The 21,596-nt window shown below is 42.5% G+C and carries 14 protein-coding genes and 5 pseudogenes; 15 read left to right on the top strand and 4 right to left on the bottom strand.

Translation table 11 applies throughout. The annotated features are described in order from the left end of the window. The first annotated feature begins 27 nt into the window (after positions 1-27). From KNP04_RS14240 to KNP04_RS14220, 5 genes and pseudogenes are all read left to right on the top strand, one after another. On the top strand, positions 28-366 hold the full coding sequence (locus KNP04_RS14240) for an ArsR/SmtB family transcription factor (protein ID WP_029336177.1): 339 nt from the start codon (positions 28-30) through the stop codon (positions 364-366). Between the two features lie 23 nt (positions 367-389). Further along, positions 390-1,331 (top strand): cation diffusion facilitator family transporter, encoded by a 942-nt coding sequence (locus KNP04_RS14235; protein WP_029336176.1) that lies wholly within the window; start codon positions 390-392, stop codon positions 1,329-1,331. 124 nt (positions 1,332-1,455) lie between these two features. Continuing rightward, positions 1,456-2,271 (top strand): ZIP family metal transporter, encoded by an 816-nt coding sequence (locus tag KNP04_RS14230; protein WP_029336175.1) that lies wholly within the window; start codon positions 1,456-1,458, stop codon positions 2,269-2,271. Positions 2,272-2,592: 321 nt separating this feature from the next. After that, positions 2,593-3,486, top strand: a pseudogene (locus KNP04_RS14225) (arsenic resistance protein). Positions 3,487-3,698: 212 nt separating this feature from the next. After that, on the top strand, positions 3,699-4,550 hold the full coding sequence (locus KNP04_RS14220) for a cation diffusion facilitator family transporter (RefSeq protein WP_029336174.1): 852 nt from the start codon (positions 3,699-3,701) through the stop codon (positions 4,548-4,550). A gap of 497 nt (positions 4,551-5,047) precedes the next feature. Here KNP04_RS14220 and KNP04_RS14215 read toward each other — a convergent pair. Then, positions 5,048-6,172: pseudogene (locus KNP04_RS14215) on the bottom strand (heavy metal translocating P-type ATPase); the annotation flags it as partial. Between KNP04_RS14215 and KNP04_RS14210 the strand changes: the two are divergent. After that, positions 6,164-6,919, top strand: a pseudogene (locus KNP04_RS14210) (IS3 family transposase); the annotation flags it as partial. The pseudogenes KNP04_RS14215 and KNP04_RS14210 sit on opposite strands and share 9 nt — an antisense overlap. A 704-nt stretch (positions 6,920-7,623) precedes the next feature. On the opposite strand, the gene istB reads toward KNP04_RS14210, so the two are convergent. Together istB and istA are read right to left on the bottom strand one after the other, a co-directional pair. Beyond that, positions 7,624-8,382 (bottom strand): IS21-like element helper ATPase IstB, encoded by a 759-nt coding sequence (istB, locus tag KNP04_RS14205; protein ID WP_214689670.1) that lies wholly within the window; start codon positions 8,380-8,382, stop codon positions 7,624-7,626. Further along, positions 8,379-9,918: pseudogene (gene istA / locus KNP04_RS14200) on the bottom strand (IS21 family transposase). Before istA ends, istB begins: the two are co-directional and overlap by 4 nt. Positions 9,919-10,282: 364 nt before the next feature. On the opposite strand from istA, the gene KNP04_RS14195 reads away from it, so the two are divergent. From KNP04_RS14195 to KNP04_RS14175, 5 genes are all read left to right on the top strand, one after another. Continuing rightward, the gene (locus KNP04_RS14195; protein ID WP_214689672.1) at positions 10,283-10,954 is read left to right on the top strand and encodes a DsbA family protein; all 672 of its coding nucleotides are present in this window, start codon (positions 10,283-10,285) and stop codon (positions 10,952-10,954) included. After that, the gene (locus KNP04_RS14190; protein ID WP_214704245.1) at positions 10,951-11,367 is read left to right on the top strand and encodes a disulfide oxidoreductase; all 417 of its coding nucleotides are present in this window, start codon (positions 10,951-10,953) and stop codon (positions 11,365-11,367) included. The genes KNP04_RS14195 and KNP04_RS14190 overlap by 4 nt, the downstream gene beginning before the upstream one ends. Before the next feature lie 11 nt (positions 11,368-11,378). Then, entirely contained in the window at positions 11,379-11,966 is a 588-nt protein-coding gene (locus KNP04_RS14185; RefSeq protein WP_214689690.1) for an SCO family protein, read from the top strand. A 1,822-nt stretch (positions 11,967-13,788) separates the two neighbouring features. Next, on the top strand, positions 13,789-14,649 hold the full coding sequence (locus KNP04_RS14180) for a hypothetical protein (protein WP_214782782.1): 861 nt from the start codon (positions 13,789-13,791) through the stop codon (positions 14,647-14,649). 204 nt (positions 14,650-14,853) lie between these two features. Then, positions 14,854-15,459 carry a hypothetical protein gene (locus tag KNP04_RS14175; RefSeq protein ID WP_214704250.1) on the top strand — a complete coding sequence of 202 codons (606 nt, stop codon included), beginning with the start codon at positions 14,854-14,856 and terminating at the stop codon, positions 15,457-15,459. 75 nt (positions 15,460-15,534) lie between these two features. Here KNP04_RS14175 and KNP04_RS15395 read toward each other — a convergent pair. After that, a pseudogene (locus tag KNP04_RS15395) lies at positions 15,535-15,878 on the bottom strand (DNA/RNA non-specific endonuclease); the annotation flags it as partial. Between the two features lie 689 nt (positions 15,879-16,567). Here KNP04_RS15395 and cadC point away from each other — a divergent pair. The 4 genes from cadC to KNP04_RS14150 all read left to right on the top strand — a co-directional run bounded on the left by cadC (position 16,568) and on the right by KNP04_RS14150 (position 21,550). Next, the gene (cadC, locus tag KNP04_RS14165) at positions 16,568-16,936 is read left to right on the top strand and encodes a Cd(II)-sensing metalloregulatory transcriptional repressor CadC (protein WP_003322301.1); all 369 of its coding nucleotides are present in this window, start codon (positions 16,568-16,570) and stop codon (positions 16,934-16,936) included. Continuing rightward, positions 16,929-19,100, top strand: coding sequence for a heavy metal translocating P-type ATPase (locus tag KNP04_RS14160; RefSeq protein WP_214720006.1), 2,172 nt, complete (start codon positions 16,929-16,931; stop codon positions 19,098-19,100). The genes cadC and KNP04_RS14160 overlap by 8 nt, the downstream gene beginning before the upstream one ends. 216 nt (positions 19,101-19,316) lie before the next feature. Further along, positions 19,317-20,726 (top strand): dihydrolipoyl dehydrogenase, encoded by a 1,410-nt coding sequence (gene lpdA, locus KNP04_RS14155; protein ID WP_029336149.1) that lies wholly within the window; start codon positions 19,317-19,319, stop codon positions 20,724-20,726. Positions 20,727-20,797: 71 nt separating this feature from the next. Continuing rightward, complete coding sequence (locus KNP04_RS14150; RefSeq protein ID WP_214876964.1) at positions 20,798-21,550, top strand: ZIP family metal transporter; 753 nt, start codon at positions 20,798-20,800, stop codon at positions 21,548-21,550. Positions 21,551-21,596 lie beyond the last annotated feature (46 nt).

The raw sequence follows: 21,596 nt of genomic DNA, 5'->3' as shown, positions 1-21,596 counted from the left end.
AGTTATCATGAGCGGAGGTACTGACTTATGGATGAACCGATTGAAGATACTACAGAAAATGAAATAGAAATAGGGGCGCAGATTGACGATGAGACTCTATTTATTGTATCTCAGACGTTCAAGGCACTTAGTGACCCGACAAGAATTAAAATATTAACCCTGCTATGCACAAAGGAACATTCGGTCAACGGAATAGCTGATCTTCTTAACTTAAGTCAATCAAACGTGTCTCATCAGCTACGTTTTTTAAAAAATCTTCGACTTGTCAAGTTTAGAAGAGAAGGAACTACTCTATTTTATTCAGAAGATGATCACCATGTCATGAACTTACTAAGACAGGCGATTGAGCATGCGAAACACCACTAAATATAGTAAGGAGAGTTAATCTTATGGCACATAATCATGCACATGATCATTCTCATACCTCTAACAAAAAGATTTTGATCATTTCATTCTTTATTATTTCGGCATACATGGTTGTAGAGGCGATTGGAGGGTACCTTACAAATAGCTTAGCACTTTTAGCGGACGCAGGTCACATGCTTAGTGATGCGGCTTCGCTCGCTATTGCATTACTTGCCTTTAAATTAGGTGAACAAATAGCGAACAATCGTAAAACGTTCGGATATAGACGCTTCGAGATTCTAGCAGCTGTTTTAAACGGGGTCACACTCATACTGATTTCCATATATATCTTTTATGAGGCCATCAATCGATTTATTCAACCACCTGAGGTCGCATCCGTAGGAATGTTAATTGTTAGCAGTATTGGCCTTGCTATAAACCTTCTTGTTGGATGGATTATGTTAAGAGGTGCAGACGTAGAACATAATTTGAATATGCGAGGTGCTTATCTACATGTTGTAAGCGATACGTTGGGTTCAGTCGGTGCAATACTGGCAGCGCTTCTTATCATGGCATTTGGATGGAACTGGGCAGATCCGCTCGCAGGAATCATTGTAGCGGGACTTGTTTTACGAAGTGGTTATTTCGTGACGAAATCCGGATTGAACGTATTAATGGAAGGTGCACCACAAAACGTTGATGTCGAAAAGGTTCTTCAAGTCATTCACAACAAGGAGGGGGTACGGAGTATACACGACTTTCATCTTTGGAGTATCACAAGTGGAATGAATGCACTCTCATGTCATGTTGTCGTTGATGGTAATTTACAAATCTATGACAGTGAGAATCTACTTCAAGAAATTGAACACGATTTAGCACATCTGAACGTTCAACACTCTACGATTCAATTCGAAACTCTTTCTCATCCTCACAGCGATGAATTGCTTTGCAAACTGAAGGTAGGGGAAGTAGTACATCAACATTAAAAAAATCACCTGTTGAGTAGGATTGACAATCAAGAGGAGGAGACAGCAATGCTGATTTTGGATAATAGTTACTTAATTTTGAGCATGTATAGAAACTCGATTTTTGGCAACGGAGTTTTGATAGATGATTGAATATATTTCTTCGTTAGAACCCCTTACTCAAGCATTGCTGGGTACTTTATTCACTTGGGGGATGACGGCGCTTGGTGCCGCGTTAGTGTTTATGACAAAATCAATGAATCAAAAGCTAATGGATGGGATGCTCGGTTTTGCTGGAGGAGTAATGATTGCCGCTAGTTTTTGGTCATTACTCTCACCTGCAATTGAGATGGCGGAACAAGATTCTCTTCCGGCGTGGTTACCAGCTGCAATCGGTTTCTTACTTGGAGGATTCTTTTTATCAGGTGTTGATAAAGTGATTCCACATCTGCATCCCACTTCACCGATGGATGAGGCTGAGGGTATAAACCCTAAGAAGAGAAAGCGGAGCACGTTACTGGTGTTAGCAATAACATTGCATAATATTCCAGAGGGACTTGCCATAGGCGTTGCATTTGGAGCAGTTGCAGCAGGATTCCCTTCATCATCAATCACGGGAGCTATCGCGCTGGCAATCGGAATCGGCATACAAAATTTCCCTGAGGGTGCTGCTGTGTCAATGCCATTGAGACGAGATGGATTATCTCGTCGTAAAAGTTTTTTCTATGGCCAGTTATCTGGTATGGTTGAACCGTTCGCGGCGTTGGTAGGAGTAGTAGCAGTACTCATAATGGAGCCTTTACTTCCGTTTGCGCTAAGCTTTGCTGCAGGAGCAATGATTTTTGTTGTAGTGGAGGAGGTAGTCCCAGGATCTCAAGAAAATGGAAACAAGGACTTGGCTTCTGTTTGTTTAATGTTTGGCTTTACAATCATGATGATTTTAGATGTGGCTTTAGGCTAAAATAATTATTTTTTTAATGGTTATCACTTTATTTTTTGACTGATATATATTCAAGATACTAACTATATTCGGAAGTGTAAATAATGAGCCTTAATTATATTTACTTTCAGTCGGTATTTTTACTGTTGGATAAATAAAAATACTAGAAGAAAAAATATAAAACCTCTTGCCCTGGCAATTAAAATCGTGGAGTTATCTATTTCATTCTGAAATTTCCTGAAAATTTTGAGGGTGATTTTGATAGAGAAGGAAAGCAAATTCGGAATTCAAGTGCTAGAGAAGGTGGAAGCCCACCAAGTCAGTATATACATCATTTTTTTGATGTTGGCAGTAATCTTTGGTCTATTGAATACAGAAGCTGTATATCTCGATATTTTTATTTCTCCCCTTTTAGGAGTTTTGATGTATGGGATGTTCGTTCAAATTCCGTTTCTGAAATCGAATGGATCTGCTACAAACATGAGGTTTGTGGTAGCTCTTTTATTAGGAAATTTTGTTGCCGTTCCTTTAATAGTTTAGGTTTTGGTTATCATATTTCTTCAAGATTCATCACTAATGCTGGGGGTGTATTTGGTGTTGTTAACACCGTGCATCGACTATGTGATTGTTTTTACAAAGATGGGAAAGGGAAACGAATCAATATTGTTAAAAGTAACACCGATTCTTTTAATTTTACAGACGATACTCTTACCCATATATTTATTCGTATTATTAGGAGAAAAGGCTATTAGTATCGTTAGGATGGGTCCATTTCTAGATGCATTTCTATTTTTGATTTTTATACCGCTTCTATTAGCGATAATGACACAATTGTGTTCTAAAAAGAGTTCTTTAGGTAATCGTATCATGAAAATGCCGCCATGGATTCCCGTTCCATTTATGTCTTTTGTACTTTTTGTGGTAGTTGCCTCTCAAATTAGGGAAGTGTATAGTGACCTCGGGACATTAATAGATGTAATACCAGTTTATATTTTATTTCTACTTATCATACCATGGGTGTCAAAGTCCCTTGGTAAGTTGTTCAAACTAGATATTGCTTCAAGAAGAGCAATTACATTTAGTATGGGAACAAGGAATTCACTTGTAGTTCTTCCATTAGCATCTATATTACCAGAGCCCCTATCAACACAAGTAGCTGTAGTGATCATTTTACAGACCGTTACCGAATTGTTCGGAGAAGTCTTATATATAAAATTAGTGCCTAAATGGTTCTAACAAATTAGATACATGTATTTAATTTCGCTTTCAAAAATTACGTCCTTCGATTGTTTATTAAAATATTAAGAACTGCGCTTAAGTTCTCAAGTATGCGTTGTTTACAATCAATAGGCAAAGAAATTTATTATATTGCAGAACGCTAGAGACCAGTATTATTCTAACAACTAACCTTTTTAAGGATGGACTACCAAGTGAGGAGAGATCGAACAATGGCGAGTACTGATAAGGCATCAAAAAATATCAAACTAGCATTTATAATTAATCTTGTTTTCTCGATTGGTGAATTTATCGGGGGATTTTTGATTAATAGTGTTGCAATCATGTCGGACGCCATTCACGATTTAGGTGATGCTCTTGCATTGGGCCTGTCCTGGTTCTTACAAAAATTTTCGAACAAAAAACCCGATCATAACTTCACTTTTGGATATAATCGTTTTTCCCTTTTAGGAGCATTAATAAATGCGACAATATTAATAATTGGATCTGTATATATTTTTACTCAAGCAATTCCTCTACTGTTTGAACCGGAGCATTCTAATGCACAAGGAATGATTTGGTTTGCAATTTTTGGTGTGCTTTTAAATGGTTTTGCGGCATTCCGTCTACACAAAGGAAAATCAGTAAATGAGGGAGTACTATCTTGGCACCTTTTAGAAGATGTTTTAGGTTGGATTGCCGTTCTTGTAGTAGGGATAGTTTTACTCTTCAAGGATATACATATACTTGACCCCATCCTATCAATTGCTATTGCGTTGTTTATATTAGTGAATGTGTTTCGTAATTTAGTTAAAACAATGAAAATACTTTTAGGTGCTGTCCCTGATGGTATTGACATCGATGAGGTGAAGCAAAAGATTGAAGGTATTGAAGAAGTGATTTCTGTTCAAAACCTATATGTCTGGTCAATTGATGGCGAAGATAACGCCATGAATTTACACTTAATAGTAGAAGAGATGAATCTAAAGGATTCAACTATTGTTAAACAAAAAGTCAAAGAAGTGACTTCAAAACTAGATATTAAACATTCTACAATAGAGTTAGAATCAAAAAAACACAACTAAAGAAATAAGTCATCCTTGCACCAAATCCACACTGAGGTTCGACATATGAGTAAAAATTCTATACTTCATACCGTCTGATACCAATAAATACTTTTCTACGTGCAAGGAAACTGAATATCGAATGAGGGTATATTTAGAAACCCCCTCATTCGTTTTTTTTTTGAACACTATCGAAATTTCGTCTCTTAAAATAGGATGTATTCGAATGAATGAATGATTCCAAAACGAACGTTCAAATATTTAGATTTAATTGTCATAGTTTAGTAGATCTGTCGACCGGATTTTCTTTCCATACTTCGGAGAATATTCCGGTCAATGAATAAGGTTCGGCCTCGATTAAAACTGTCTGATGATAAAAAAGCTGACAATGAAACCTAAAAAGATGACTCGGGAACAATACCGAAGTCATCTTAAAGCCGTCTTAAAAAACAGAGATCATTTATTTTTATCATACCCAGTACAAATTCGAGGATATAAAAATGAATATTTTTGTTTTTTTATTCTTTGACATTCATCAGTCTTAAACTGTTCAGTGCTACCAGAAGAGTTGCCCCCATATCGGACATAATAGCTATCCATAGGGTGAGCCAGCCCGGGATGACCAAGAGTAATGCAATCGCTTTGATACTGATAGCGAACGCGATGTTCACTTTGATAATATTTAGGGATTTTCGGCTCAATTTTATCGTAAACGGTAGTTTGCTCAAATCGTCGCCCATCAGGGCGACATCTGCTGTTTCCAAAGCGGTATCCGTTCCAGCACCACCCATGGCAATTCCAACAGTAGAGGCAGCGAGTGCCGGAGCGTCATTTACGCCGTCCCCGACCATCGCGACATTGTCGTACTCAGCTCGCAAGCGTTTAATGACATTTAATTTATCCTCTGGCATCAATTCTGCCTGGATTTCGTTGACGCCAACTTGCTGGCCGATAGCTTTGCCTGTCCCTTTGTTGTCACCCGTCAGCATAATTGTCTTTTTAATACCCATATCATGTAGTTTCCGGATGATTTCTTTGCTGGATTCCCGGACTTCGTCGGCTACGGCGATAACCGCCAATATGCTTTGTTTCGTTCCGATAATCATCGAAGTCTTACCTTGCTGTTGCAGAGCCGTTACGGTTTGGTCCAGATTATTATCAATACTTTCAACACCTAGCTCGTTAAAGAGAAGCGGGCTTCCGATAAAGTAGGTGGTGCCGTCTATCGTTCCTTTAATGCCTTTTCCTGTGATGGAAGAGAAGTCCTCAACTCTGATAGAGGTGTAAGGTATGTTTTCCTCGTCCGCTTTTTTCATGATGGCAGAGGCCAACGGATGCTGAGAACGATATTCCAATGCCGTCACGATAGAAAGCAGTTCTCTCTCGTTTACCTGCTTGTTCGTGATTTTAAAGTCTGTGACGACAGGTACACCTTTGGTCAGAGTACCGGTTTTGTCAAATGCAATAGCTTTCAGCGCGCCCATTTCTTCCAGGTATACGCCGCCTTTAATCAAGACCCCTTTTTTGGCAGCATTACCGATGGCGGAAACAATCGAAATCGGCGTCGAAATGACTAAGGCACACGGGCAACCCACTATTAGAACCGCCAATCCTTGATAGACCCAGGTTTCCCAGCTGGCATCTCACGTGCGGCCTATTACAAATGGTTGAACCGCACCGTATCGGTGCGTCAAGAAGAGAACGAGAAGCTCCTGGAGGACATTCGTCTACTCTATGACCAGGCGAACCGTACATACGGCTACCGTCGGGTCACGATGACAATCAATCGGCTACGCAGGCAACAAGGTCTGTCCACGTTCAATGAAAAGCAAGTCTATCGCCTGATGCATATCCATGGGATCCAATCGATCATCCGCGGGAAGCGGAAGAGACATAAGAAGTCGATGCCACAGCATGTGGCCGAGAACCTGATGAACCGAGAATTCGGTGCGTCTCGGCCGGACGAGAAATGGTGCACCGACGTCACCGAGTTCAAATATGGTACCGGGAAGAAGGCGTATCTGAGCGCGATCATCGACCTGTACGACGGATCGATCGTCGCCTATCGTATCGGAAGGTCCAACAACAACGGGATCGTCTTCCAGACGATGATGCCAGCCATCGCGGGGCTCCGTCCAGGAGCGCGTCCGATGATCCATAGTGACCGAGGGCTCCAATATACCTCGAGAGGGTTCAAACGTATGGTGAAAGACGCAGGACTAATCGGCAACATGTCCTGAGTTGGTCGTTGTCTCGACAACGCCCCGATCGAGAGTTTTTGGGGCACTTTGAAAGTCGAGATGTACTACTTGCGTGAGTTCCAGGTCTATAGCGAACTCACGTCGGCCATCGAGACCTACATATCGTTCTACAACCATGGTCTACTCTAGAAACGACTAAACGGCTTGAGCCCTGTCGAATACAGGTCTCAAGCCGTTTAGATTGGTTTTCATTATTTGCCCTGTCTACTTGACGGGGAGCGGTTCAAATCGCAAAGGGCGATTTGGTTTGTCAATAGCCTGACTAATCGGGCGAATGGTGTTTTTGTGTTCAAAAATGAGACCATACCCTTATTCTTCTCCCGATTTTTTTGAAGTTTTCCCACCGTCTGCTTGCATGTTTTACGCGGTCTATATCCAATTGCTTGAATCTTATCGAATGTATAGGTCACTTTTTACTTGATAATTGGGAGCAATGATTTTCTTTTTTTGCGGCAATGGCTAATCTTACACGGGAATTGCGATTGTCTACATTCTGTTTTATGGCGTGGTAGACTTCTCCGTCTATGCCTTGTAATAAAACTATGTAAATCATTTCTAATAAATTATCGGTATGGACCTAAGGAACGGAGTCATCAAGGTGAACCCATGTCACATTGTCGAAGTTCAGCATGCGTTTAATATGATCGCCACCCCATAAGAATTCGTTTCTGCACAGATGGCACCAAACCTTAGAACGACAATAGGTAGACCTTTGTCATTATAAGCGGATAGGGTTTGTTCAGAAAGGATTTTAGTGGAGATATGTTTCTGGGTGGTCATATGCGAGGGTGTAGACGTCAAGTTGATTTTGACACTTTTTGCTCGTTTGCCTTTTACACTTCTGCCGAAAACAATGATTTTCGGTTCCTCATCCGATGACTGTCGTCATCACTATGTATGATTTCGACGCGATGGAGTAAGCGGTCCAGTATCGCAGTCGTGATGCCCTGGTCCCCGATCAATTCGCCCCATTGATCGGGGCTTTTGTTCGAGGTCAGGATGATCGAGCTGCGCTCATAAAGGTGGTTGACGAGATGGAAGAAGAGATTGGCTTCTCGTTGGCCCATCGCCATGTACATCAGGTCATCGATGATGACCAGGTCCGAATCTCGCAACCTTTTTAACTGGATCTTCGACTTGCTTGAGAACTCTTCACTTTTTAATAGTTGGACGAGTTCGCCCATCGTGACGAAGTATACCTTGAACCCGTGGTTGACCGCCTCGATTCCCAGCCCCACAGCCAAAAACGTCTTTCCGACGCCCGGAGGGCCCAAGAGGATCAGGTTGTACTGTTGTTCGAGCCAGTTGAGTTGTTTCAACTGCTTCAGCTGTCGGGCGGTTAGTGCGGTCTGTTCCACTAAATTGAACTCCGAGAGGGATTTGATGAACGGGAATCGGGCCCACTTCATTCGTCTTTCCAAACTTTTAGCGTCTCGTTTTGCGCGTTCATGGTTCGTGATGGCACTTAGAAATTCGATATACGTCCAGGAGGCCATTTCGGCCTCTCTCAAAATCTGTGGGAGGGCGTCAGCCGTCTCGGCGAGACGAAGCTGCCGAAAGTCCTGTTGTAACTCGGAAACGCTTTGACTCATTTTGCCGTCACCCCTTTCAGGATGTCGGTGTAGGCTTGGATCGGCCTCGTTGCGACCTGTATCCCGGATTTCTTCGGACGTTCGGTATCGGGTTTTGTATCACACCCATCGTCCGCGAGGATCGCGAGATAGTGGACCACGTCCCGGAAATCGTTGGCGCTGAACAGACTCTCTTGCGAACACTTTTCCAGTGCTATCGTTAAGTGATTAGGATACATGGTCGCGACGTCCCTAATGATGTTGAACTGGTCACGTCGGTATCTCGGGTAACGCTTTGAGAGCTACCCAGATAATCGGACGCCGCCCCTCTGTCCTCGAAATAGGTGAGGACCTGTTGCTTCAGTTCTTCGATTCCTTTGGAACGATCCCGAAGGTGGTCACGGCTTTGAATCAGTTTTCCGCTCTCTTTGCTGACCCGGTGGTCTGCGATCACTTCTCCCTCGGGAGATTCGCGAATCAATAACCGTTCCTGTTCGGTCACCTCGAGGAACACCACCTTCTTCTTGACCGATGAGTAGGTCCCGATTGGGACGGTGTAACGGTTTGAGCGATAACGGATTGTGTTGTCCTTGCTGACGTTCCTTGCTATACTTTCGGTACGGATACTTTCGAAAGAGAGTAGCGATAAGACCGGTTGTAAGTGTTGTTTTTCGACGGAGAACACTTCAGCTGGTCTTTTTTTCGTTGTCTGATGGACGTTATGATTTCCAGTCCTCTCCAACCATCTCATGGAACGGTGGTTCCAATCCTCGATATGCCGGTACACTCGGCTGTCCGCAAAGTTCCGTTTGATGTACTTCACGACGTTCTCGATCATACCCTTCGACTCCGGGTCGGCCCTGCGACATAAATGAATCTTGAACTTCCGTTCGTTCACGTAGGCTTGAAACTCATTGGTCAATAGGACGTCACCTGCGTTCTCGTTGATTGCGATGAGGTGATCCTGGTCGTAGACGATTTCAGAAGGGCGCCCACCATAAAATTGGAACGCATTTTCGTGGCAGTGAATGGTGTCCTTGGTGGTGAACGGTCGTTCTCTCCATTCGGCATATTTCATCCGAGAGTGCGTAAGTAAGAACGCGATGAAATAAAGCTTTATCATTTTTCCATCTTTAGTCCGTTGTCTGGTCTCACCCCAGTCCACCTGTATTTGCTTGCCCATCGGTTGTTCTGGGATGGCCTCGTAATGGCGGACGACCCTTTTCTTTTCGATCTGATAGATTTCTCGGATTTCATTCACGTATGTCCTGACCGTGCTCGATCCGACCGACAGGTCGGGATATCTTTCAAGTAACCAGTCATGTACTTGTGCGCTGCTCAAATGCAGATACTCCTCCAACCATGCAATGATCCAGTCTCGGTAGGCATCGAGCTTCTTCTTTCGTGAACAGGCTTTCTCGTCAAATTCATGTAGGGCATCTTCATATGTCATCTTCAGGTACTTATATACCGTCGGTCTCGATATTTTTAGTGCTGTGCGATTTGAGCCACTTTCATGTTTTGCTGATACATTTGATGAATCTTGATATGTAACACTAACTTTTCCTCCAAATCCATTCCCTCCAGATAAAATAGCCTCAACTACTCTATCGGAGTTCTGTTCTGATTTTTCGGCAATAGTGTAAAATCGTATCGAGCAAAAACTGTCAATTTTATTCTAGCGTTCACAGAGGGATGAAGAATCGTCTAGGTATAGTGAACTCGAGACATAATTTCACTAGGAAAGACACTCTTTTTTGAATGAAGATTGTCTGAGCTTGTTCACGAGTTGATGCGACGTCATCGTCATCTTTTCCATGACATGAAGTAAAATTGAGAAAAAACAAGGTCGATTTCGTGGAAACAGATAGCGCTTTCGTTATAATGAAAGACGAATCGATATAAATAGAGGTGAGACATAATGAAACAGAATAAACTATTGGTCATCGCGACGCTCTTCGCGGTCGCCTTGGTGGCCGTCGTGGTCGTCCTGATGAATCAACCGACCGAACAAGCCGAAACGGCGGCACCGGCGACGACAGAACACGTGTCGACGGAAGGCCAGCCGACGCTCGGCGATGCGGACGCACCCGTCTCGGTCGTGGAGTTCGGGGATTATAAATGCCCGTCTTGTAAACAGTGGGGCGAAACGGTCTATCCGAAGTTGAAGGAAGACTATATCGACACCGGAAAAATCAGTTTCAGCTACATCAACGTCCTGTTCCACGGACAAGAGTCGATTTTGGCATCGCTCGCTTCAGAGTCGGTGTATGAACAAGACCCGGACGCGTTCTGGGATTTCCATAAGGCGCTCTACGACGCGCAACCGGCGAGTCAGCAGCACGACGAGGCATGGGTCACGGTCGAGCGGTTGACAGAGATTGCGAGCGAGACGACATCGGTCGACGTGGCGAAGCTCGAGGACGATTTGAGTGAAAACTCGACGGTGCTCGAACAGGTGAGTCTCGATGACGGGCTTGTCAAAGAGCACGGTGTCCAGTTCACGCCATCGATCATGATTAACGGCGTCATGCTCGAAGACCCGTTCGACTACGAGACGATTGAGCGATTGATTGAGCAAGGCACGCCATGAAGCATTCATTCTTGACCCGTTATGGTCTGTATCTCGCTTGGCTCGTCGCCCTCACGGCGACGCTCGGCAGCCTTTATTTCAGCGAGATTCGCGAGTTCGTGCCATGTGAGCTCTGCTGGATTCAACGCATCTTTATGTATCCGCTCGTCATCTTGCTCGGGGTCGCCGTGTTCACGGACGACCGGGCGGTGAAGAAGTATGTATTGCCGCTCTCCATCCTCGGAGGTCTGGTTTCACTGTACCATTATTTGGTTCAAAAAGTACCCGGTTTCGCCGATATCAAGCCGTGCGTGCAAGGCGTACCGTGCAACGTGCAATACATCAACTGGTTCGGGTTCGTCACGATCCCGTTCCTTGCCTTGACGGCATTTACTTTGATCACGCTCCTCGTCTGGCGCGTGAGACGCAACTGACAATGAAGGAGATGGAACGTGTGAAGAAATGGATGCTCATTGGCCTGATTAGCCTGATGGCGGTGCTCGCCGCGTGCAGCAATGAAATTGAAGACCCGCTCAATTGGGAGATCGAGTCGTTCAATTATATGAATCAAAATGAAGAGATGGTCAGTCTCGATGATTTGAAAGGGAAGGTATGGATGGCCGACTTCGTGTTCACAAACTGTGAGACGGTCTGTCCACCGATGACGTACAACATGACGAAACTCAATGAAGCGCTCGTCGAGGAAGGCGTCGAAGACGTCCAATTCGTGTCGTTCAGCGTCGACCCGACCGTCGATACGCCGGACAAGATTCAAGCGTTCATGGCTGATTACGACTTGGCGAAAGCCGATTGGCAATTCTTGACGGGCTATTCGCAAGAAGAGATTGAGGCGTTTGCGCAACAAAACTTCAAAGCGCTCGTCCGCAAACCGTCAGAAGGCACCCAAGTGGATCACGCGACGTGGTTCTATCTCGTCGATCAGGACGGGAAAATCATCAAGGCGTATCAAGGATTCCAAGACGTGCCGATCGAGGACATCGTCAACGACATCAAGATTTTACAGAACTCTTAAGACGGCCCGTGCTGTCTCAGATTGTAGACATCACATTGTCTGCAGTCTTTTTTATTTGCCCGACCGGGCACAGTTCGCTTTTCTGAGGACAAACAGGGAGCCGCATCGAGACATTGTCGCTGCTGGACCTCCCTTTGCTTGCTGATCCCCTGGAAGTCTCGCCGTGCCCTTGGTCGGTCCACGCATCAATCCTTTTTTCGTAACGTCATCGCTTTTTTATAATGAGGGACATAGAAACAGTTATGTAGGAGAATCGAATGATCAGGAAATCAACAAAATCGGAAAACCAACCGAACTCAATTGGAGATAGTAACGTTCGACGAACTCGTGCCAGCGAACCAACTGTTACGGAAAATCGAGACACGCATTTACAAAACGATGGTCGAATTTTTTGATTGTGAACGGAGATTTTTATAATAACAATACAATTACCACAAACGGGGACGCGAGCATCGGACTAAATCAAGCGGCATCCGTAAATTTTAGTGTATCTTCAACAACTGACTATTGTGCGTATATTTATTTGGATGGATATACTTTTTTTAAAATTATGACATTCTGTGATTAAATATAATTCAATAGTTTCAAAGTGGAAGTTGTAAATCGTACCATTATTTATATTAGATGAATTATAAAATTAAGTGCAATACCCCAACGTGAACGCAAAAAAAGCCCATAGCGGCGGCCTAGTGTAGAATGAAGTTACGACGCAAACATTCAGACGGAGGAGTCGCCATGAGCTATACCCATCTTACCACAACCGAGCGCGTGGAAATAGAGACCTATCTGGGGCTTGGGCGGCAGTCCTCGACCGTCTCGCGGGAGATCAGACGGAACCCCGGGTAAAAATCGGAACGTGCACAGGAACGCTATGTGAGGGCGAAAGAGAACTGTGGCGCTAAGACGAAGCTCGACGACATGATGCGTCTGACGATCATCGAGAAACTGCGGGCGACCTGGTCCCCGGAACAGATCGTCGGGCGCATCAACGTCGGGCTGACCGTCTCGGACCGGCCGCGGGAGGTCGGAGGCTTGCGTCGCGACGTTCATCGAGCGCAAGGACCGGTTCTACCTCGTCCTACCAATCGCGAACCGCAGTGCGGCCTCGATTTTGGAGGTGATCAACACGTTCCATGGCGTCTTCCCAGAGGGGTACATTCATGACGGCGACGACGGACTGAGGCAAGGCGTTCAGCTGTTACGAGCGCATCCGGTCCTCACTTGGCATGCCACTTTATTTCGCCGACCCTTATTCATCACGGTAGCAGGGGAGCGATGTGAACCTCAACAGTCTTCTCCGCTAGTTCTTCCCGAAGGGTTTAAACTTCTCATAGGTCAGTGATGACGAACTAGCAGACGCACTCGCCAAGATTAATGCTAACCAGCATTTACTTACTGAAAAATTAAAATGGAATGTGAGGGAAGATTATAACTGCTACTAAGAATGTGAAACTAATAGTGGCTTTTTTCTCATTTAATAAGAAGGAATGAGAAGGGCAATAAATACAGACCTATCGTGGTCAAAAACAATAAAAATAATCCGGGATAAAAATAATTATCAACTGAACCAATAGGAATACTTAAGATGCTAAATGTACTGTTTGAAAACATACCTAATTTTTCAAGAAGGATATTACTTGTTAATCCTACGCATATAAGCAATAAAGATGAATAAAAAAGGTATTTATTATTAATCAAATCCAAAAAAATCCTAAAATTTGTTTATTAAAAGAAAATAATGTTCTAATATTATTCTGTAAGAAAGAAATAGAGGCTATTTGCTTCTTTAATACTTATTATAACTCAAAAGCAGAGGAATAAAATGAAAAAAATTTCCACTTTAACTTTAGCAACTTTACTTTCTGCTAATCTATTTATCCCATCAGTTGGCGCTGAAGAAAATGTAAACTACTTTATTGATAGCTTGAGTGAATTTTCACAAGAAAGTAAAGAAATAATGGATAAGAAAAAAGCTAGCAAAACTAATCAAAAGTTGACTAAAATAAACAACTCTAAATCTTTCAGTTATTCTGTACTCTCATCAAATGAAGGTTTACTTCCAGAAGAATTAACATTAATTAAAAATACTAGCCCAGAAGTTCTTAATCAATATAACGAATTGTTAGAAGAGGAAATCTCTGTTTTTTCTATCGCTGATGATGAAAATTTAGGAGGGAATTCTAAAGTGACGTATACACTTCCTAAAACTGGAGCAGAAATTACAGTGGTGACATCAAACGAATTAGTTGAATTGGCAAAAACTCCTCAAAATAAAGCTACTGTTCAAAGTCTTCAATTAACACGAAGTTTTGGTACATATTCTTATAAAATTGCATATAGTATCCGTGCGTTATTGTACCCTGATTCTACTTGTGGTCTTGTGACTACCTATACCACAAGATCTGATGGCTTAAGATTAACTGGGCACAGTACTAGTGGGACGTCGAGTATTTTTCCGACAGCAATCAAAGCTTCTTCGCAAGCAATTGATTCACGTGCTGAAAAAATCGGATACGATATTAACGCTATGGGATTATACAACGTTACTGTCGGTGGCTATAACGGAATTGGATTAATGTCATTTGATATGTCAATAACAAGTAAAGTGAGATGGGATGCTTCTACGTCAACTGGACTTAAAGTTACTCAAACGTATTCGCAAGTAGGAGATAAGTCTCGTTAAGCAGTATAATAAGTATTAAAAATATTTTTTAAGAAATGAAAACAATTTTCTAGAGGTACACCATTCTCCGGAATGGTGTTTTTGTTTGGTATCCATTTAGTAATTTCTTATCAATTTGAAACCGATTAAAGTAACAGCTTACTTTAATACAATGGTCATGGTATTATTTAATAAAATCATCGTTGTGTTAAAAGGAGGCTTATCATGTATACGATTGATGAGGCATTTGAAATCTTATCGAAGAACAAGCTCACAAGTCATAAGGAGACGGTCCACTGGGTACGAAAAGGCGTGATCCAGGCAGAACCGCTCGAGTCACGTAAAAAAGGATATCGGATCAGTGAGGAGGCGCTCGAACAGTTCATCAAAGAACGGATGCCTGAAGGGTGGGAGCTGCATCCGGAGTCGGTGACAGGGGAAGCAAGGGATGTCATCAAGAATGAAGAAGAGGCCCCGTATCATGTTGAAGTCGATGTAGAAGCGATTAAAGAACGGGTCCGCGAGGAGATGTGGTATGAGCTTCTCGGTAAATTCGTCTTTGAAGACTATTTTGTCCTGAAGAAATCGGAGGTCAAGGCTGCCGTCGAGCATATGCGCTATTCAAAAGAGTTCGAAGCCGAGGTGTGGGAACGTTGCTCGGAGCACACGTGGGGCCACGCAACACCTCGAGTCCCGTACCTGCTCGATTACTTCATGTTCGAAGGAGAGCGGATTCCCTTCAATAAAGATTTCGGTGGAAGAGATGAGCAAATCATCCACGCGTTAATTGAGAAAATTCGGCTCGATAAAGTGAATCGAAAACGTAAATGAATATAAAAAGACATTCTCTTAGAAATGGAGAATGTCTTTTTTACAATCATCATTGTTTTAATTTTTGGGTTGAAATCATTCCCCGACCATCCCGTCATTGTCGTTATCACGCATATAAGGATAAAGCCAATGGTCGCTCATTATCGGCATCGTGAAACCGGCGTCTTTCGCCTATTGAATCGTCACCTGACCGTCTCCATTCGTATCTCATCACCAGCAGGCTCGTTCGTGGCTGGGGATTCCAACTCACTTTCTGTGAGTGCCTCGTTCAACTCGTCCGGATTGACCTTGTCGAACGAGTCGGTAACCACATTTCTTTTGACCGTATATGTGTATTGGTAATGTGATGTAATATAAGTTTTCGTATCTAGATATGTGATGATCATTTTAAAGTCAATCGCGCCGCCGTCCTTACGGATAACATGTCACCTGTCGAGCTTACTGTATTCGACGCCTGAAACCTTAACGACCGTCTGACGTGACACGGATCAATTTACAATGCTCATTCGTGGACGCACAATACTCGCAATCCCCATATTTGATATCGATAGGTCCTTCTGTAATAGTCGCCGCACTTGATTCCGTGGTGCCCGGCTCGGACGTCTTGATGTTTTTCCTCTGTCGTAAGTATTTTTTCTGTGTTCTCTACTGTAGAGGAAATGCTCTATTGGGAACATCAGGAAAATAAAGGTATAGCTTGAGGTGCGGCTGAGTAAGTGAAATTCATTTCCTTTCTCTTGAATGAATAGTTTCAGTATTACCAATTCTTTTATTTATCTGACTGTGAATCCAAGTTGTTTGAGACTCGTGTATATCCAATTTCATCATTAAGGACCTCTGTTCGTTTGCTTACTCATCAAATATAAAAAACGAACATTGATAAAAAGATGAGTTAATGGACAATTAAGACAAAATGAAAAGGACTATTTAAAGCCCTTTTCATTTTTTGTGAAAAGATAAACAAATATGTCTTTCTAACGTTCGTTAACGGGAATTACTATTAGAAAAATCATTTTATGTTTTTCATTCAAATATTCACTTGAATATTGACCAAGGAAAGGTATATACTATATTCAAGTGAACACTTGAATATCAATGGGGTGATAATGTGAATAAGAAAGATACTTGTGAAATTTTTTGTTATGACGAGGAAAAGGTCAATCGAATACAAGGTGATTTAAAAACAATCGATATTGTTAGTGTTGCCCAAATGTTAAAAGCAATTGCGGATGAAAATAGGGCAAAGATTACCTATGCTTTGTGTCAAGATGAAGAGTTATGTGTGTGTGATATAGCAAATATTATTGGTATTACGGTGGCAAATGCTTCTCATCATTTAAGGACCCTTCATAAGCAGGGGATTGTAAGATATAGAAAAGAAGGAAAACTAGCGTTTTATTCGTTAGACGATGAACATATTAGACAAATAATGATGATTGTACTAGAACATAAGAAAGAAGTGAATGTCAATGTCTGATCAAAAGGCAATAACATCTGAACAAGAAATGAAGGCCTATCGTGTACAAGGTTTTACTTGCGCAAACTGCGCGGGTAAATTCGAAAAAAATGTAAAACAGCTATCTGGAGTTGAGGATGCAAAAGTAAATTTTGGTGCATCTAAAATTGCTGTTTATGGTAATGCAACGATAGAAGAACTAGAAAAAGCAGGTGCATTTGAGAATCTCAAAGTGACACCTGAAAAATCTGCTCGCCAAGCATCACAAGAGGTAAAAGAAGATACGAAAGAAGATAAAGTGCCATTTTATAAAAAGCACAGTACGCTGCTCTTTGCGTCCTTATTGATTGCGTTCGGTTACCTGTCCCAGAGTGTGAATGGGGAAGAGAACCTCGTTACTACATTATTATTTTTAGCATCCATGTTGATCGGAGGATTATCGCTTTTCAAAGTCGGTTTGCAAAACTTGTTTCGCTTTGAGTTTGACATGAAAACCCTTATGACAGTGGCTGTTATAGGTGGCGCTATCATTGGGGAATGGGGAGAAGTGGCCATTGTTGTCATTCTCTTTGCGATTAGTGAAGCTCTTGAACGATTCTCTATGGATAAAGCAAGACAATCCATTCGTTCATTAATGGATATTGCACCAAAAGAGGCACTCGTTAGACGAAATGGGCAAGAAATGATGATCCATGTGGATGACATTGCCATTGGTGATATTATGATCGTGAAACCCGGCCAGAAGATTGCCATGGACGGGACTGTAGTAAGCGGCTATTCGGCTGTTAACCAGGCGGCCATTACGGGCGAGTCTGTTCCTGTTGCGAAAACGGTTGATGATGAAGTGTTTGCAGGTACTTTAAATGAAGAAGGCTTGCTTGAGGTAAAAATAACTAAGCTGGTAGAAGACACAACGATTGCAAAAATTATTCATCTTGTAGAGGAAGCACAGGGAGAACGTGCCCCATCTCAAGCATTTGTCGAAAAATTCGCGAAATATTATACGCCAGTCATTATGGTCATTGCAGCTTTAGTCGCTATAGTCCCTCCATTATTCTTTGATGGCAGTTGGGAAACATGGATTTATCAAGGATTAGCTGTTCTTGTTGTCGGCTGTCCTTGTGCATTGGTTATTTCCACTCCGATTTCCATTGTTTCAGCAATCGGGAATGCAGCGAAAAAGGGCGTTCTTATAAAAGGCGGTATTTATCTAGAAGAAATGGGTGCCTTAAAGGCCATTGCATTTGATAAAACGGGCACACTAACAAAAGGTGTCCCAGTGGTAACTGATTTTAATGTGTTGAACAAGCAGGCAAATGAAAAAGAATTGCTGTCCATCATTACTGCATTAGAATATCGTTCCCAGCATCCTCTTGCTTCAGCCATTATGAAAAAAGCAGAAGCGGAGAACATTAATTATTCTGACGTACAGGTAGAGGATTTCTCTTCTATCACAGGAAAGGGTATAAAGGGTATCGTAAACGGGACGACTTATTACATCGGTAGCCCGAAACTCTTTAAGGAATTATTGACTAATGATTTCGATAAAGACTTAGAGCAAAATGTTACTACTCTTCAAAACCAAGGCAAGACAGCTATGGTGGTCGGAACTGAAAAAGAAATACTTGCTGTGATTGCGGTAGCGGATGAAGTACGTGAATCAAGTAAAGACGTTATTCAGAAATTGCATCAACTTGGCATCAAAAAGACCATTATGCTTACAGGCGATAACCAAGGTACCGCGAATGCGATCGGCGGCCATGTTGGCGTATCGGATATTCAGGCAGAACTGATGCCAGAGGATAAATTAAACTATATTAAACAATTGAGATCCGAGTACGGAAAAGTAGCCATGATTGGAGATGGTGTCAATGATGCCCCTGCGTTAGCAGCTTCTACCGTTGGGATTGCAATGGGTGGAGCTGGTACAGATACAGCACTGGAAACGGCAGACGTTGCTTTAATGGGAGATGATTTAAGAAAACTTCCATTCACTGTGAAACTAAGCCGTAAATCCCTAAATATCATCAAAGCTAACATCACCTTTGCAATTGCCATTAAATTTATTGCCTTGCTATTGGTCATACCGGGCTGGTTAACACTTTGGATTGCCATCCTTTCAGACATGGGGGCAACTCTTCTGGTAGCGTTAAATAGTATGCGGCTTATGCGGGTCAAGGAATAAAAGGGAAAAGGGCTTTCTGGTTGTCTGGAAAGCCCTTTTTCTTACCATGTATAGAAATTTGGGGGTTAGTTACATTAAAAATGATTAAAAACGGGTACACGTTACAGGCTGGTTCACAGCAGTTTTAGGATTACATATTGCACGAAAACGGTTCTGTTTTTTCGTGAAAGACCGTTCGTTTATTTCATTCTGAAATCACCGGAGGAGGAAGCTAAAATGACAAAAGATGTCGATTTGTTAGTAATAGGAGCAGGATCTGGAGGTTATGTGGCGGCCATACGGGCGGCCCAGTTGGGGAAAAAAGTGGTTCTGGTAGATAAAGCAGAACTAGGGGGCGTTTGCCTTAACCGGGGGTGTATCCCATCAAAAGCTCTTATTAGTGCGTCTGAGCGGGTAAAACATATTCAACACGCCAGTGCAATGGGCATCAAGGTTTCTGGTGAAGTTCAAGTAGATATGCCGGAAGTAGTAAAGTGGAAAGACGGCATCGTGAATAAGTTAACCAGCGGGGTTAAGACCTTACTGAAAGGCAATGGAGTAGAGGTAATCAGTGGAGAAGCCTATCTTACTAAACCCTATACGGCTAAAATCAAAATGAATAACGAAGAACAAGTATATTCCTACAAAGATTTAATCCTTGCGATAGGATCTTTGCCTTTCGAACTAAAAAGTATGCCATTTGATAAAAAAAGAATCATTTCTTCCACTGAGGCATTAGTGCTGCAGGAAGTACCAAAACATTTAGTTGTGGTAGGCGGTGGTTATATTGGTTTGGAGCTGGGCACTGCTTATGCCAAATTCGGATCAAAAGTGACCATTCTCGAAGGGTCCAACACGATTCTTCCAGGTACCGATCCTATGCTTACAAATGTGGTAAAACGGCATCTAAAAGAACTAGGTATCACAGTTGTAACCAATGCTCTGGTCCAAGGCGGAGAAAACACAGGGGATGAAGTAAAAGTTCGTGTACAGGTTGATGGCAAGGAAGAAGTGGTTAACGGAGATTATTGCTTAGTTTCTATAGGAAGAAAGCCGAACACAGGGAAAATTGGGTTGGAAAATATCGGAGTAGAATTAGACGAGCGTGGTTTTATTAAGATAAATGAGAAATGCCAGACAAACGTGGAGCATGTTTATGCAATAGGTGACTGTGCTGGCGGATACCTCCTTGCCCATAAAGCTAGCTACGAAGGAAAAGTAGCTGCAGAAGTGATTAGCGGACAAAACAGCATCATTGATTTTCAAGCCATGCCTTTTGTTATCTTCAGTGATCCTGAAGTTGCCTACACAGGATTAACAGAGAAAGAAGCAAAAGAACAGGGATACGAAACGGTTTCCAGCCGTTTTCCATTCCAAGCGAACGGAAGGGCATTATCTGTTTCAGATGCAGATGGCTTTGTGCAGATTGTAGCCGAGAAGAACAGCAAAAGGGTGTTAGGCGCACAGATGGTAGGACCAGAAGTATCGTCGCTTATTGCTGAAGCAGTTTTTGCCATTGAATCTGGAGCAACTGCCGAAGATCTAAGCCTTACAATCCATGCCCATCCAACGTTGCCTGAGCCATTGATGGAAGCGGCGGAAGGGGTGATGGGGCACGCCATTCACATGCTGAATAAAAAGAAATAATGTGAATGCAGCAGACCTGCACTTTTCATAAGTACAGGTTAAACTTTTCATTTAATGGAGTGGGGGAATTAATGGACATTTTGTTTTACGTCCTAACTGCGGCTTTCGCAAATGTCCTGGGTGGCTTTGTGATCTTTCTTAAAAAAAATTGGTCTAGAAGGGGCTTAAATGGCTTAATGGCGCTGAGCGCCGGGATACTTTTCGCTATTGCGATTATGGATTTAATACCAGAAGCATTAGAAATTCAGGAATCCAGTGCCCTATATATTGTTATTGGATTTGGTTTGATCTTTTTGTTCCAGCAGTTTCTTGCACCCCATTTTCATTTCGGAGAAGAGACTCATAAACATTCTCATTCTCAAAGCACAACCTTTAGTGCTTTATTGGGCATGCTGGTTCACACGTTTTTTGATGGTGTCTCTATTGTAGCCAGTTTCAAAATAGACGAGAGAATAGGATTTGTTGTATTGATTGCTGTATTAATACATAAAATTCCGGATGGTTTAACGATTTCTTCCATCGTATTTGCAAGCTTTGAAAGCAAGAAGAAGGCGATAGGAGCATCTTTCTTATTGGGTCTATCAACGATAACAGGCGCGATCGCAGCCGTGTCTCTAACACAATTTTTTATGGTAGATAGCAGCATCCTCGCGATAGCTCTTTCCATTACAGCAGGAATATTTCTATACATATCTACCGTTGACTTGCTGCCTGTTGTTAGTGCCACTGAAGACAGAGTCGTTATTCTTTTCTTTTTTGTAGGGATATTGCTATATTTAGCTCTTCACTGGATAGGGGAGCTACTTCCCGTATATTTACACTAAGCAGGGGAGAACCTATTCATAACATTCAAACATACGTGCGAATGTT

The organism is Exiguobacterium sp. CH10 (genome assembly GCF_018617635.1).
GTDB classification, from domain to species: Bacteria; Bacillota; Bacilli; order Exiguobacteriales; family Exiguobacteriaceae; genus Exiguobacterium; species Exiguobacterium aestuarii_A.
The sequence above is the reverse complement of the archived record's forward strand: the minus strand, read 5'-3'. Positions and strand labels throughout refer to the sequence as shown.